Source organism: Dyadobacter sp. CY261, from assembly GCF_021440085.1.
Taxonomy (GTDB): domain Bacteria; phylum Bacteroidota; class Bacteroidia; order Cytophagales; family Spirosomataceae; genus Dyadobacter.
Genome location: NZ_JAKCPW010000003.1, coordinates 309,162 through 324,836, shown reverse-complemented (window position 1 = coordinate 324,836; position 15,675 = coordinate 309,162). Strand labels below are relative to the sequence as shown.

Here is a 15,675-nt window from a genome sequence, read left to right as displayed (position 1 = left end):
GCCACAACTGTGGCTGGTACGCATGTTGCCATTGGGCCGTTTAGTTGCTGCTAGGCCGCGGCAGATCAACATAAAAGGGAAAAGCTTACCATTACCATGATGAAGACCTTGGTTTTTGCTACGAAAATCGTATTGGATGGCGTTCCGGCAGGTTTCTCCGGACGTTTTAAAATGCTTCATTTGGAAACCGGGGAACTTTATGTGTACCGGGTCCATATCACTAAACAGAAATACACGGGCAGCCACGTCCCGGGAATGGGAAGCACGGCGGAGGACAACCTTTGGTGGCAAAGAATGTTTTATGCACTGGTCTCATTTATAGAAAAGTACAACGGGGAGTATGGCTGTCTGCCTTCCGATCAGAACATTTACCAGGACAGTCGCTCTTATTCAGGCGAAAAGATGTTTGGAAATAAAATCCATTTTATAGTAGAGGAGCGGAAATACCGCGATTTTTCCGAACGGGAGGTTGTTTTGACTGACTACGCAGGTCAGGCTTCGGTAATCAAAAGTAAAGAGTAATAATAGACGGCGCCGGCACAGGCTAACTGTGGAGGTTTTTGCAGCTGGGCTTAGGTTGGGAATGTCGGCGTAGCCTGCCGGTTGTAGTCAATCCATTGATGGCACATGGTTTCGAGCACGGTGCGTAACCCTTCCAAATCGTCAGGTTTGACAATAAATGAATTTGCGCCGGCCTGATAGCACTTGCTGACAATTTCAGGTTGCCCGGCAGCGTTGGTGAGAATTACAATGGGGATAGTTTTCCACTCTGTTTCCTTATTGGAAGGCGTTTGTCGGACCAATTTGAGGATTTCAAGTCCGCTGATCGCTGGTAGTTGCAAATCCAGTAAGACGAGCCCAGGCCTACGTCCTTTAAACTCCTCGGAGGATTGCAGGATCATATATTGATACAGCTCCTGACCTCCCTGGAATAATCTGACGTGATAATCAGGCAAAAATTTATTGAATATCGTCCGAACAACCTGGCGAAAATCACTGGAATCCTCTACAAGATAAATTTCTTTTTTGCTCATGGAAAATCTTTTAGTATAGGCAAACTCCCTTCATTCAGGTGGAGAGTAAGCAGACGATCCTCACTGTCTTCGACCACGACTATTCTGCCATTTGGCGGGTCGGCCGTCCGGAGCGTTTTCTATCCGGTTCAGGTGAATAAACCGTGCCAAAACGTTCGCATGATATAATTTTTATCGCCTGCTGTTCAAGAAGTAAGACGAGCGGGGGATGAAAACGCCAAATAATCAATGAGGACCTCAGTATTGGTGCCGCAGAACCGGACGCGTCCAGGTACCACGCTGGCATTGGTAAGCGGTGTGGATTTGGTTGCATGAGCATGTGTGTATTTTTTGCGGCAGCGTTCCCGGTACGATAAGATGTAGTTCCACAGTTTTTAGTATAGCTCGAAAATAGTGCTGAAATAGTGCTGAATGCCTGCTATGGTAAGTGCTTGATTTTAAGCATTAAATGTGAGACGGCTGCTTACGTGCACTTAAGGCTCTCGTGGAGCCCTTCGGAATGCCTTTCCGGGAATAATTTTTACGCCGTCGCAAGCAATTAAACAATGTAAAAAATAACAGCGGGCATAGTAGGCGCTATCACAGTCAGGAATATGAGTGATGCAAGTAACATTGTGAAATGTGTGGCCAGGATCTGGCGGATGTATAAGCGGCAAGAGTCGCTCCTCCGATCAGTAATGCGGCTGGATATACCCAGCAGGGTGAGACGGATTTGCAGTAACGGATATATGATGTCGCTGCTGTTCAAGAAAGATGTGGGAAGTATGTACGAATCGATCAAGAATAATCTCAATGATGGTGAACTTTCCAGCATCACCCGGAGCGTAGACGAGTTCGACGCTGATGTGATGGATAGCTTCGCACTGCTGTCAGAGATCGCGACGCACCAGCAGATAATCCTCAAAGAGTACCGGGCGCTTTTGCCTCATCTCGACCCGGCCAGTGATGCAGCACGTGCTTGCAGTGAGCACATCGATAAGCTGTCGGTATTGGAAAGTTCGCTCGTGAAAGAGGTAAGCGGCCTGCCGAAAAGCCGACAGGACTTATCTTTTGTAGCCTAAATTACTCCAACTTAAATTGAGAAACCGGGACAAGCGTCCCGGTTTTTTTAACTATTAACTTAACCCTGGTTATTGATCCTGGCTTATTGGTTTTTGTTGCTCGTTCATTTGATGTGCCGCGATACTGTCGGGTGTGACCGCACTCATAGCCACCTGCAATTTATTTTTCAACCCGGAAACAACCTTGTCTTTTCCTGACATCAGCGCTTCGTAGCCATCGCGTGCCACATCGGCTGGGTCGGCCATACTATCCTCGTCCTGAACGGCCTTGCTGTCTTGCATATCGGCCTTATTGAAGAAATCGGTGTCAGTAACACCCGGCATCAACGCCGTAATAGTCACGCCGGTGTCTTTGGTTTCCTCACGCACGGCCTCGCTGAATGAGAGTACAAACGCCTTGGTTCCATGGTATACCGCTTGCCATGGTCCGGGAAATTTGCTCGCAATCGACGCCAGGTTAAGTATGCGGCCTGATCCGCGGCCGACCATGTCTGTCAGAAAGCATTTGGTCAGGATAACGAGCGATGCAATGTTGAGATCAATGATCCGCAGTTCTCGATCGATGTCGATTTGATCGAACTGGCCATAAACGCCTTGCCCTGCATTGTTCACCAGCACATCTATTTCGATCCCCTTTTGTTTAATATCCGCGTAAAGGCCAAATGCCTGCTCGCGGTCGAACAGGTCTTTGGCGATGGGCAATACTTCCACACCTTCGCCGCGAAGTAATGCGCTCGTCTCATCCAGCTCTGCAATATCCCTTGCCGTGATCACCAGATTGAAACCATCTTTGGCGAATAGCTTGGCCAGTTCAAGCCCGATCCCGCTTGTTGCTCCGGTGATCAGGGCATATTTTCCTCTATTTTCCATAATCATGATTGTTGTCGAAAGGCAGCGGCAGGGTAAAAACCGTGCCGTTATCTTAGACTCTTAATCGCCAGCGCTGCCGCCAGGCCACCCAGCAGATACCACGCTACGGTCAGGACCTTGGTTTCACCTGTTTTGGTGATTGGCCTTTCGTCAAGGCCAAGTGGTTTGGCCAGGCCGATCGCTCCCAGGCCGGCCATAAGGCCATAACCTGCGCCCCGGATGAGGATATTATCGTTGTCGCCTTTTCCAATCATGGCGTAATAGCCCGCATTGCTAGCAAGATCGGCTATAAAAGTCGATACCGTCAATGCATCGCCCGTCGGTGCTTCTATCCCCACGGCTTCCACTGTTTTAGTGAATGCTTCCTCGCCTAACATATCAATCCTTGGGGCTTTGTGAGATACTCGTTTGGCCACTTCGTGGATGATGTTAAGCACCACCGCGCCGGTAATCCCGCCCAGAATGTTTCTGATCTCTGGTTTCATATGATGTTAATCGTTTGGATGAAGAATTAAATGAAGCAGCATCAGGAAAAAACCGAACCAGCCACATATGCGAACATAGTTGAGATTTCTCCACAAAAAAGCGCACGGATAAATCAGGCATGTCAGATGCCCAATGGCATGCTTATTTACAATGTTGGCTGCTTTTCCGCGCTAAGGAATGCTGATTAGCTGATGCTACATCGCGGCAAGGGTTTAGCATTGTAATTGAAGATTTTGCTTCGATTCCTGACATTGATTTACTTAAAAATATGGACGAGAAAAACTACACGGGTGCGGTGCCTGATAACTATCGCGGCGAGTCAATTACGGCTGAAAGCAGCCGTCAGTTCGTGGATGCGGCTGCTGCCAGCACATTTTTTATAGAAGCCGAGGGTCGTTTACTAGATGTAAACCATTGGCACGAATGGGCAGGTAAAGCACTTGCGCACTTCATGCTTTCGGATAGTGATGGAAATCCCGTTAATAGCGACGCTGAAAAAGGACTGTTGCTCAAAATCGATATTCCGGGGCCGGGATCGAAAGAAGGTTATGACTGGGTGATGATTGAGGAAATAGCGAAGACGAGGTCGGATGAGGTGGAAAGCGTTGCATTGCGCGTCCGCCCCGTTTCCGCACCCGATTCAGGAGACACCGGACCGACGCATTTCTACGATCAAAAATCCACAAGCACATTCACACTTACGCGGGAGCATGCCAGGGTCACGGCCGCCGTTTACGACCGTAATATCGCGCCCAACACCGAAGCCGATTCTTTGATCGACAAGGTCAGAAATGCGATCACCGGTTTCGCGGGCAAAAAGGTTTTTTCTAAAATACAATGGCAGTCGCTGGTAGATGGCCTGTTGCAATAATCAATGGCGTTGCCAGCCCAGCCAGCGCGGCAGTCTATCTTGACGGCATTGACAATACCCAAAACACAATGCGGGTGGTGATGAAGTCTTCTACGAACGGGGATTTTTTGATGGCAGTTCAGCGGGCTTGTTTGTGAGGTTGGTAACCAGCAGTTCAATTGGCGACTCCGGAGGCTACACACTATTTCTTTACAGCGACTTATATAAGCTAGGGTTTAAATCAGGAGAAAAGGTTTCTGTCCGTTCGTACGGTGCGATATACAGCTATAACAGTTATTTTGACCCTCATTACGGTTTAACAGTTTACCCTAATATATCCACGGAAGTCAAAGGAACTGAGTTTAAGATGCCTTGAAAATGTGTCAGTGCTTCCAAAAAAGACTTAAAGCCCGGTAATGCCGGGCTTTTTTGCGACTGGTCATATGCTCACTGTTTCATCAATGCATTATTTGGGCACGAATCGACAATTGGCTGTTTACCTCTATGCATCGAAGTTCGGAGGTGTTAAACTCAAAACAGCCTTAAAAACGTTATCACGTTTTTGACAGCTATAAATCCAAGCAAATGGCGCATTCTTCACACACTTACACCGCCTCGAATTTCATCAAAGCCGTGGCATTAGCCTATTGCTTTTTCATGACCGCTCTGTGTCCAACATTCGCCCAGCGTCCGATCGGCATTACAGATTCCGAAGACCAACACATCTTCACAGGCAATGAAATTCAATTTCTCGAAGACAAAAACGGTGCTTATACCTTCGCAGACGTTCTATCACCAACATTAAACAGCCGTTTTAAGAACAGCGCCACCAACACGCCGCAGAATTACAATTTGAAATCAACTTACTGGTTCAGGATAAAGGTTCGTCATAATCCGGAAAGCGATAAGAACTGGATGCTGGAGTTTTTTGATCAGACGATCGATGATATAACGGCGTTTTTGCCGGATGGGAAGGGTGGGTATAACGAGCGCCGCATGGGGGACCAGCTGCCGTTTCAAAACCGGGAATATGCGCACAAGAATTTTGAGCTTAATATCTCCAACGATACTTCTTTCGAGGGCACCTATTACTTCCGGGTGAAATCCCACCAGACGGCCGACGCGATCATTGTGCTCAGATCGGTCAACCGTTTTATCGCTTATGCGCTGGACGAATACTTTATCTTCGGGATATTCTACGGGATGGTGCTGGTTTTCAGCTTCTATAACCTCATGATGTATGTCGCTGTACGGCAGGTGCAGTATCTATATTACGTTCTCTACAACCTGTGCGTCGGTTTGTTCGAAATGTGTATTGATGGCATTGCCTATCAGTATCTCTGGCCGAATGCACCGGAATGGAATCAATATGCCTATGGCATTGCCCTGTACGGGATCAGCATTTTCGCGCTGCAGTTTACCAGGACACTGCTTTATACGTACCGAAAAGCCCCGAAACTCGACCGGTTCATCATTCTGGTGATGCTATTGAGGACTGTCTTTTTTGCTATTTGTTTTGTGGTGGATACCAACTGGTTCAGCTACAAATTTGTGGAGCTTATCCCGCTCGCTGTGGCCTTCTACACAGGGATTTACATTTACAGGCAGGGGTACCATCCAGCCCGTTTCTTTGTTTTAGGATACACATTTCTTTCGGTGGGCTTCATACACAAGTTTTTGCTGATGTTGCATGTCGAAGGCCTGAATTTCGGCGTCATCACGTATTATAGTCTGAGCATTTGTTTTGTCATCGAGATGATTTTTCTCTCGTTTGCGATTGGCGACAAGGTACGGGTCCTTAAAAAGAAAAAAGACAGGGCGCAGAAACAGATCATCCATCAGATGAGGATGAATGAAAAGTTGAAGGACTCGCTCAACGTCAGGCTGGAAGCCGAGGTGGGGGAGCGGACGCGTGAAGCACTTGAAAAGTCGACGATCATTGAGGCCCAAAACCAGGAGCTGATGCAGGTAAACGAACTTTTGCAGCAGCAGAAAGCGGAAATTCTGCAAATGAACCTTCTATTGGAAAAAGACAATGAGGTATTGCACACCAATGTAGTAAAAGTCACGCAGGCAAGGGTGATGTCTACCGAAGTTGATTTTGAAGAATTCAGTAGAATTTACCCGGATAATGACAGTTGCTTCGGGTTCCTGGCTGGGATGAAATGGGGGAATGGCACTTCCGGCGACCATTACGAATGCCGGAAATGCGGTCATGACCACTTCTTTCACGGCCACTCGCCTTACAGCCGGAGATGTGCCAGATGCGACTATGACGAGTCGGTGATCGCCCATACTATTTTTCAAAACACCCGCATTCCCATCAATAAGGCATTTTATATGGTCTTTTTGATTTATACCACCAAAGGTAAAATCTCTTCTCATAAACTTTCGGAAATCCTCTCTATCCGGCAAGGCACCTGTTGGGCATACGCAAGCCGCATTAAAAAAGTCATGCACGACCGCCGCAAGGAAATAGCCGCTTCCAAATCGGGTGAGGGATGGAGCTTGCTTGTATTGGACCATTCCCTCGAAACAGCCTAAGCAAAACGAGCCTGGACTGTGCTGAAAAAATACCTTAAAGGCCGGATTATATGGCGAAACCGTGACTTTTTTAGGCAAAAATTTACGGCTTGCAGGCGTATCAGTTCTGATTGGCTCAAACATCTTCGCGCGTTGCACTTAGGCTGTAAATCAGCCTAGTTACTCTAATGCTGCTCCGGTATTAAAGCGTATCATAAACGATGTAAGTGTCTATTTTACAGATGTTTATGTGTTATTTCGACTATTGATTTTCTCAAACTATCCCTAACTTTGCGCCCATAGAATTGTCCAAGAAATTATCAGATTAATTACCAATAATTCATTAACATCCTATGGGAAAGAGAATTACGATGTTCATTGCCATGATTTTAGCGACAGTCGGCCTGGTGAATGCGCAGGAAGTCGTTGTGAAAGGTGTGATCAGGGATCAGCAAAATCAGACGTTGCCGGGGGCAAGTGTTTTGGTGAAGGGGACGCAATCAGGTACTGTGACAGATGTAGACGGCAATTATTCAATCGGTGTGCCCAACGACCAGGCGGTACTGGTCATTTCATTTATCGGTTACGAAACGCAGGAAATTGCCGTCGGTAACCGTACGCAGATCGATATAACACTGGGGTCGGATTTGAAGACCCTGAACGAGGTCGTTGTGATCGGATATGGTACGCAAAAGCGTGGGGACGTTACAACCTCCATTGCGTCGGTGAGTACGAAGGATATCGAAGAGCGGCCTATTTTGCAGGCAGCGCAAGCTTTGCAGGGTAAGGCGGCCGGTGTACAGGTGACACAGCCGTCGGGAAAGCCTGGTAGCGCGCTGTCCATTCGTGTGCGTGGTGCCACATCCGTGCAGGCAGGCAACGAGCCGTTGTATGTGATCGACGGCGTTCCAACAACGGACACAAGGGATCTGAATGTGAATGATATCGAAAGTATTCAGGTGTTGAAGGATGCGTCTTCGGCTGCTATTTACGGGGCAAGGGCTTCCAACGGGGTTGTGATCGTGACTACAAAGAGAGGTAAAGCCAACCAGTCGCAGGTAAATTTTGCAGCCTATTACGGAGTTTCAAATATGGCCAAGAAGATCGAGGTGCTCAACCCACAGCAATATGCCGATTTGATGAACGAAATGGGTCACAATGTAACGGTGGGAAGCCAAACGACTGATTGGAACAAGGAGGTTTTTACAACCGGTCATAACGAGAACTATCAGCTCAACTTTTCAGGTGGTACCGAGAAGAACCGGTATTTCGTGTCCGGAGCGATCACTCAGGATAAGGGTATCATTCAGCCTGCCAGTTACCGGCGGTATTCTTTCCGCATGAACCTTGATAATCAGATCAAAAGCTGGTTCAAACTCACTACAAATGTCAGCTACGCCAATGCGAAGATCAGGGATGTGAAGGATAACAATAATGCGGGGCGGAATGCGGTCGTTTTAGGTGCATTGGGCGCGCCTCCCACAATGGGCATTTATTCGCAGGACTCAGTTAGGGGCACCATTTTCTCAACCAACCCTCTGAAAGCGGGCTGGGACAACCCATTGGCCGCCATGTTCGGGCCTACACAATCTGCCAGGGATAACAGGATCTTCGGGAACGTAGCAGGTGACCTGACGGTGGCAAAAGGGCTGGTTTTGCGGTCCAACTTCGGGATCGATTTTGTCAATCACACGAACGACTATTACCTCGACCCGTTCCGGACTACGGAGGGTTGGGGAAGTAACGGAAGCACGCACGGGCTCGGCAATGCAACCCGCAGTAACTCGTTTACCTACCTTTGGGAAAACACGGCGAATTACGAGAAGAAGTGGGAAAAACACGAGTTCTCGGCATTGGCCGGTACGACGGTCCAGAAAAATAACTGGAACAACTCCTACATGGCTGGAAGGGATTTTCCCGCCGATGGTGTCGTAAAGACAATGAATGCTGCGAACGAAATCACCGACGCATACACCGAACAGTCGGAATGGTTCCTGAATTCTTACCTGGGGCGCCTGATGTACAACTTTGACAGCAAGTATCTGATCACGGCCAATTTCCGGGCAGACGGGTCGTCGAAGCTGGCTAAGGGCAATCAATGGGGCTTTTTCCCGTCGGTATCGGCCGGATGGCGTATTTCCGCGGAGCCGTTTATGGAAGATGTGAAGTTTATCAACGACCTGAAAGTGCGCGGTGGATGGGGACAAAACGGTAACCAGGAAGGTCTGGCGAACTACGCATCCTACGGACTCAATAGCTACACGCGCCGCACGCCTACTTCTCCGCCATCGGGCCCGGCTGTGACGCCTCCCACCTATGCGCCTAACCCAGACCTGAAATGGGAAACTACCACACAAACCAACATCGGTATCGACCTGAGCATGTTGCAGGGCCGCGTTACATTTACTGCGGACGCATATTTGAAAAAGACGAACGACCTGCTGCTTAACGTACCGTTGCCGAATACAAGCGGCTACAACTATATGCCGAGAAATTCCGGGAAGCTGGAAAACAGGGGTCTTGAATTTGTGTTGTCAACCGTCAATTTCGACAAGGCTGATTTTCAATGGACAACCGATTTCAACATCTCGTTCAACCGGAACAAGATTACTGAGCTGCAGTTGAGCAAAATCTATCGTTATGCCGACGTTGAAGGCCGGAGCGACCAGATCATCATTTTGCAGGAAGGAGCCTCGCTGGGTACGTTCTACGGCTATATCGCGGACGGTGTAAATCCCGAAACCGGGGATATGATCTATCGCGATGTGAATGGCGATGGCGCTTTCTCGCCTTCCGACCGCACAATCCTGGGATCGGCACAACCGAAATTTACCTATGGAATGAATAACAACCTGACTTACAAGAGTTTTAGTCTGTCTTTCCTGTTTCAGGGTTCGCAGGGAAACAAGGCATTTAATGCTTCGAGGTTAGAAACGGAAGGGATGTATGACAGCAAGAACCAGTCGACTGAGGTGTTGAGACGCTGGAAACAGGCCGGTGATGTCACAGATATTCCAAGGGCAACGGATGGTAATGTCAATAACTCACTGATCTCGTCGCGTTTTGTTGAAAATGCATCGTTCCTCCGTATGAAAAGCGCTACGATTTCCTATGCACTCAGCAAAGATTTCGCCAGCAAGATTAAGTTGAGCAGGGCGACCATCTACCTGACGGCCCAAAACCTGTTTACGATTACAAATTACAAGGGGTTTGATCCTGAGGTTAATGCATTTACATCAAGCGGTGCGACCCTGGGTATAGACTATGGAACCTACCCCGTGTCCCGTGCATTTGTAGCAGGTCTTAATGTTTCGTTTTAATTCAGGAATTTTATGAAAAAGATAAATTATATAATGCTTTTGCTGGGATCGTCGATGCTGCTGCCCGCATGCCAGGACCAGCTTGATTTACAGCCTATTTCTCAAACGGTCGTTGGCGGAAGCGGTACCGGTACGGCGGGTTCAGCCATCAAGGATGCGGCGAGTGCCGAAGCTGCGTTAGCGGGCTCCTATGCCATTTTCAAGAACGGCTCCTCGGAATATTATGTGATGGATTACTTTATCCTGGGCGATGGTCAATCGGATAATTCCTACGCCGGGGCCGATAATGCGGCCTGGTTTGAGGTGGACGAGTTCCGTATTCTCTCAACCAATGCGGTTGCAGCCAGGGATTGGCAGTATTTGTACAACCATGTCGCAAGCGCTAACTCGATCATTGCCAACGTTCCCAAGGTGAGCGACGCGTCATTATCGGCTGCCCGGAAAACACAGATCGTCGGTGAGGCGAAGTTTATAAGGGCGCGGGCCTATTTCGATCTGGTTCGCATTTATGGGGATATTCCATTGGTGGTGGATGAATTGCCAACCATTACTTCTTCCAATGTCGAGGAAATTTATGGCAAACTTTATCCGGCAAGAAGCACGGCCGAAGAGGTATATACACAAATTGTGAAAGACCTTGACGAGGCGGCGCCGGCTGTTCCAAAGTCGGGCCCGAACAAGATGACAGTTACGCCGGGTGCCGTGCATACGTTACTGGCGAAGGTGCACGCGACCCGGAAAGATTGGGCCAAAGTGAAGGAAAATGCTGATAAAGTGATTGCGCTGGGGTACACGCTGATGCCCAATTTCGAAGATCTATGGGATGGCAAACATGAAAACAGTGCAGAAGCCATTTTTGAATTGAATTTTGAAGACTGGTCGACTGGCGGAAACTGGGGCTCTTCGATGTTCTATGGAACGGACTGGAAGAAGTTTAATACACCTTCTAATGATCTGATTAAGGCTTACGACGACGAAAAGGATGTCGTACGCAAAGCATCGACGATTTATACAGCCAACGTAACCGGCAAATGGTCCGACAAATACTGGGCATTGACGAAGTTCCCGTTTGCCTACAAAATGCGCAATACCGACGCTTCCCAGAATATAGTGATGTACCGCCTGGCGGATGTGTTACTCTTGAAAGCGGAAGCACTGAACGAAACCGGCGATCTGGCCGGAGCACGTGCGTTGGTGAACCAGGTGAGGACACGCGCTAAACTGGCGGCGACCCCCGCGGCCGACCAGGCGGCAATGCGCCTGGCCATTGAAAAGGAACGCCGGTTGGAGCTCGCATTCGAAGGCCAGCGCTGGTATGATCTGGTGCGTACGGGCAGGGTAGTGCCGGTGATGGAAGCGGTGAAGGATGGTTCAGGCAATAGTTTGAATTACAAAGTCACTGATTCCCGATTATTATGGCCGATTCCACAGGGAGAGATTGATAAAAACACCAATCTGACCCAGAATAAAGGTTATTGAGTAATATGCACGGAGTCATGCCGGAAAGGTCGGTGTTTGATGATGCCGCTTCCGGCATGACTATCTTTTTTAAACAAATCCATGAAAAGAATTCTGATAGCAACGTTCGCCTGGCTTACTTTTTCACTAATCAGTTGTTCGGCCGACACGCCGGCGAGTGATGACCCCAAGCCAACGGATACGACCACGGTAAACAAGGTTGCGGTTTGGGTCACAAATGGAACACAGAGCAAATTGTTAAAAAATGAGAATGCGCTTTCCGTCGTAAAGGCCGGTACAATCTCACCATCCGCAAACCTGATCAACATCGATTTTTCAACGAAACTCCAAGAAATGGAAGGCTTCGGAGCTGCGTTGACGGGTTCATCGGCATACCTGATCAATCAAAAGCTAAATGCTACGCAACGCGAGAGTTTGCTCAAAGACTTGTTTGATCCCAATGCAGGTATCGGTATAAGTTACTTGCGCATTACGATGGGGGCTTCGGATTTTTCTTTGGAAGACTTTACTTACAATGACCTTCCCGCAGGGCAAACGGATCCGGCTTTAAGCAAATTCTCCATTTCAAAAGACCATACAGACCTGATACCGGTCTTGAAATCCGTCGTTGCTTTGCAGCCCTCAATCCGGATCATGGCGACGCCCTGGTCGGCGCCGGCGTGGATGAAGACGAGCGGAAAACTGGCAGGAGGTAGCCTCAAATCCGAATGGTATGGTGCTTATGCCAATTATTTTGTAAAGTATCTGGACGCCTATAAAAAGGAAGGGATTGCTATCGACGCGATTTCTGTGCAGAATGAACCTTTGCATGAAGCCGCTTATCCGTCGATGGGCATGGATTCGGCAGCACAGGGAAATTTTATCAAAAATCACCTCGGACCACTTTTTAAAACAAACGCAATTAAAACAAAGATCCTGCTGTACGATCACAACTGGGACCGGCCTGGGTATCCCATTTCGATCTTAAATGATCCGCAAGCAAGCCAGTATGTAGCCGGATCCGCATTTCACGCTTACGGCGGCAATGTTTCTGCTATGAGCGAAGTCCACGATCAGTTTCCCGGTAAGGGCCTGTACTTTACCGAAATATCGGGGGGGCGCTGGGCTACCAATTTCTCCGATAACCTGAAATGGAACATGTCCAGCATTTTCATTGGCACGGCAAACAACTGGTCGAAGAATGCGCTGCTATGGAATATTGCACTCGATGAAAGCGACGGGCCTAAGAACAAGGGTTGTGACAATTGCCGCGGTGTAGTCACCATCGCATCCAATGGCAGTGTTACCAAAAATGTGGAGTATTACACCATCGCCCACATGTCCAAATTCGTGAAGCCGGGCGCATTCCGCGTACAATCCGACCGGTTGAGCGCGTCGAGCCAGTTGGAACACGTTGCATTCCTCAATCCCGATGGTTCCAAAGTGCTCGTAGTACTAAACCAGGGATCCGACAACAAGAAGTTCACGGTCGCCCTGGGCGAAAATCAATTCAACTACACCATTGACCCGAACGCGGTGGCTACCTTGGTTTGGAAGTGAAATCAGGTTTCAGTGTTCAGATACTCAACCCGGTATAACTCGGCGCAAGTAAATTCTTTCTTATTCATGCCTTTGGCTTACCTACTGTACAGCTAATCGATATGATCAGAAATTACTTCAAAATAGCTTGGCGCAATCTGACGGGAAAGAAGACTTTCTCCGCAATCAACATTGGTGGCCTTGCAGTTGGGATGACAGTCGCTATGTTGATTGGCCTATGGATTCATGATGAATTATCTTTTAATAAATACCATAAAAATTACTACGGAATTGCACGGGTAATGCAGCAGCAAACCCTGGACGGAGAAGTAAATACAGGCAATAATGTTCCGGCGCCGTTGTTCAGAGAATTGCAATCCAACTTTGAAGCAGATCTTGACCGTGTTGTGATCACGTCCTGGCTCCAAAGGCATGTGCTGACTTATGGCGAATCCAGTTTTACAAAACCGGGCAATTTTATGTCGGTTGGCGCGGCGGAAATGCTGTCATTGAAAATAGTAAGTGGAAGTGCTTCGGGGATGAAAGATCCGGCATCGATCCTGCTCTCCGAATCGGTAGCAAAGGCGCTTTTTAAGAAGGCCGATCCGGTCGATAAAATGATGAAAATCAATAAAGACCTGGATGTGAAGGTGGTTGGCGTTTACGAAGATATACCTTACAATTCCGAATTTCACGAACTGGGTTTTATAGCGCCATTTGACCTGTTTGCCTCATCGACCGACTGGGTGAAAGCAGCGGTAGCAAATAACGAATGGGAGAATAGTTCTTTTCAAATCCTGGTGCAGCTATCGGAAAACAGCGATATAGGAATTGTTTCTAACAAAATTAAAGACATTAAACTCAGAAAGGCCAATGCAAGTGAGTTGAAGTTCAAGCCACAGATTCTGCTGCATCCGATGAGCCGCTGGCATTTGTATTCCGAATGGGTCAATGGAAGTAATGTCGGCGGGCGCGTTCAGTTCGTGTGGCTTTTTGGTGTTATCGGAGCATTTGTATTGTTGCTGGCATGTATCAATTTTATGAATCTGAGTACGGCACGGTCGGAGAAACGCGCCAGGGAAGTGGGGATCCGGAAGGCTATTGGCTCGGTGCGCCTGCAATTGGTAAGCCAATTTTTTACCGAATCTTTTCTGGTTGTATTCTTTGCCTTCTTCCTCTCGTTATTGCTGGCCCGGCTTATCCTGCCGTTCTTTAACGAAATTGCGGACAAGCGAATGCATATCCCCTGGGGTGAGCCCGTTGTGCTGGTAAGCGGTATTGTGTTCACACTCCTGACCGGGCTTATTGCGGGCAGCTACCCGGCATTCTACCTGTCTTCCTTTCAGCCCATTAAAGCACTCAAAGGTAAATGGACTCCGATGGGTTTGCGGGCGACGCTGCCACGGAAAATCCTGGTAGTGTTACAATTTACCGTTTCCATTACCCTGATTATCGGCACGGTGGTGGTTTACAAACAGATCCTTCATGCCAAAAATCGCCCCATAGGCTACAACAGGCAGGGCCTGGTGACCATGCTGGTAAACTCCCGTGATATCCATACGCATTTTGACGCCATACTGGACGATCTTGTGAAAACAAGGAGCGTGACGTCGATAGCAGAGTCCGCCGCACCGCCCACGGAGGTTTTTTCAGCCAATGTAGGTTTCAATTGGAAAGGGAAAGATCCCGGCCTGCAATCCGAATTTGCGACGATTGGTATCTCCCATGATTTCGGAAAAACAGTTGACTGGAAATTTTTGGCCGGGCGCGATTTTACCCGAACTTTTTCTTCCGATTCTGCCGGATTTGTTATCAATGAAGCTGCCGCGAAGTTTATGGGGATAGGGCAGCAGAGCCTGAACGATGCGATCGGGGAAACGGTAACCTGGGACGGACGGCCATTCAAAGTAATTGGGGTGATCGACGATATGATCATGGAGTCGCCTTATGACCCGGTTAAAAAGTCTATCTTTTTTATTCATCCCCAAGGAGGCCGGTTTATTACGGCGAGGATTAATCCTGGTACTAATGCCAGTTTGGCATTGAAAAACATTGAAACCGTTTTCAAAAAATACAGTTCCGATTCACCGTTCAATTACCAATTTGTGGATCAGGAATATGCATTAAAGTTTGCTGCCGAAGAAAGGATCAGCCAATTAGCGGCCCTATTTGCGGGTCTGGCGATCTTTATCAGCTGCCTTGGGCTTTTTGGAATGGCTTCGTTCATGGCAGAGCAACGGACCAAAGAAATAGGTGTCCGAAAAGTGCTGGGTGCTTCGGTCATCAGCTTGTGGCAGCTGCTTTCAAGCGATTTTCTGATCCTGGTGGTCGTATCCTGTCTGCTTGCCACACCCATTGCCTGGTATTTTATGGATCGCTGGTTGGAAAGATACACTTACCACACCCAAATTTCCTGGTGGATTTTTGCCGCAGCGGGCCTGGGCACACTGGCGATCACGCTCCTCACCGTAAGTTATCAGGCCATTCACGCGGCCCTGCTCGATCCCGTAAAGAGTTTGCGGAGCGAATAGGTG

11 protein-coding genes are annotated in these 15,675 nt (G+C 48.3%); 8 read left to right on the top strand and 3 right to left on the bottom strand.

All coding sequences use genetic code 11. The features are described from left to right. The first annotated feature begins 96 nt into the window (after positions 1-96). Complete coding sequence (locus LZD49_RS11275) at positions 97-522, top strand: hypothetical protein (RefSeq protein ID WP_234667453.1); 426 nt, start codon at positions 97-99, stop codon at positions 520-522. Between the two features lie 50 nt (positions 523-572). Here the strand turns inward: LZD49_RS11275 and LZD49_RS11270 are convergent, their stop codons facing one another. Then, complete coding sequence (locus LZD49_RS11270) at positions 573-1,034, bottom strand: response regulator (protein ID WP_234667452.1); 462 nt, start codon at positions 1,032-1,034, stop codon at positions 573-575. Between the two features lie 593 nt (positions 1,035-1,627). On the opposite strand from LZD49_RS11270, the gene LZD49_RS11265 reads away from it, so the two are divergent. Next, a complete protein-coding gene (locus tag LZD49_RS11265; RefSeq protein WP_234667451.1) occupies positions 1,628-2,095 on the top strand; it encodes a hypothetical protein in 468 nt (155 codons plus the stop codon). A 69-nt stretch (positions 2,096-2,164) separates the two neighbouring features. Here the strand turns inward: LZD49_RS11265 and LZD49_RS11260 are convergent, their stop codons facing one another. Together LZD49_RS11260 and LZD49_RS11255 are read right to left on the bottom strand one after the other, a co-directional pair. Next, entirely contained in the window at positions 2,165-2,965 is an 801-nt protein-coding gene (locus LZD49_RS11260) for an SDR family oxidoreductase (RefSeq protein ID WP_234667450.1), read from the bottom strand. A 47-nt stretch (positions 2,966-3,012) separates the two neighbouring features. Beyond that, positions 3,013-3,450 carry a hypothetical protein gene (locus LZD49_RS11255; RefSeq protein WP_234667449.1) on the bottom strand — a complete coding sequence of 146 codons (438 nt, stop codon included), beginning with the start codon at positions 3,448-3,450 and terminating at the stop codon, positions 3,013-3,015. A gap of 269 nt (positions 3,451-3,719) precedes the next feature. Between LZD49_RS11255 and LZD49_RS11250 the strand changes: the two genes are divergently transcribed. From LZD49_RS11250 to LZD49_RS11225, 6 genes are all read left to right on the top strand, one after another. Beyond that, entirely contained in the window at positions 3,720-4,322 is a 603-nt protein-coding gene (locus tag LZD49_RS11250) for a hypothetical protein (RefSeq protein ID WP_234667448.1), read from the top strand. A 564-nt stretch (positions 4,323-4,886) separates the two neighbouring features. Then, on the top strand, positions 4,887-6,845 hold the full coding sequence (locus LZD49_RS11245; protein ID WP_234667447.1) for a 7TM diverse intracellular signaling domain-containing protein: 1,959 nt from the start codon (positions 4,887-4,889) through the stop codon (positions 6,843-6,845). Positions 6,846-7,177: 332 nt separating this feature from the next. Continuing rightward, positions 7,178-10,144: a TonB-dependent receptor gene (locus tag LZD49_RS11240; RefSeq protein ID WP_234667446.1), complete on the top strand. Its 2,967-nt coding sequence runs from the start codon at positions 7,178-7,180 to the stop codon at positions 10,142-10,144. Between the two features lie 12 nt (positions 10,145-10,156). After that, a complete protein-coding gene (locus tag LZD49_RS11235) occupies positions 10,157-11,623 on the top strand; it encodes a RagB/SusD family nutrient uptake outer membrane protein (protein WP_234667445.1) in 1,467 nt (488 codons plus the stop codon). Between the two features lie 81 nt (positions 11,624-11,704). Then, entirely contained in the window at positions 11,705-13,162 is a 1,458-nt protein-coding gene (locus LZD49_RS11230) for a glycoside hydrolase family 30 beta sandwich domain-containing protein (protein ID WP_234667444.1), read from the top strand. Positions 13,163-13,263: 101 nt separating this feature from the next. After that, entirely contained in the window at positions 13,264-15,672 is a 2,409-nt protein-coding gene (locus LZD49_RS11225; RefSeq protein ID WP_234667443.1) for an ABC transporter permease, read from the top strand. The last annotated feature ends 3 nt before the right edge of the window (positions 15,673-15,675 follow it).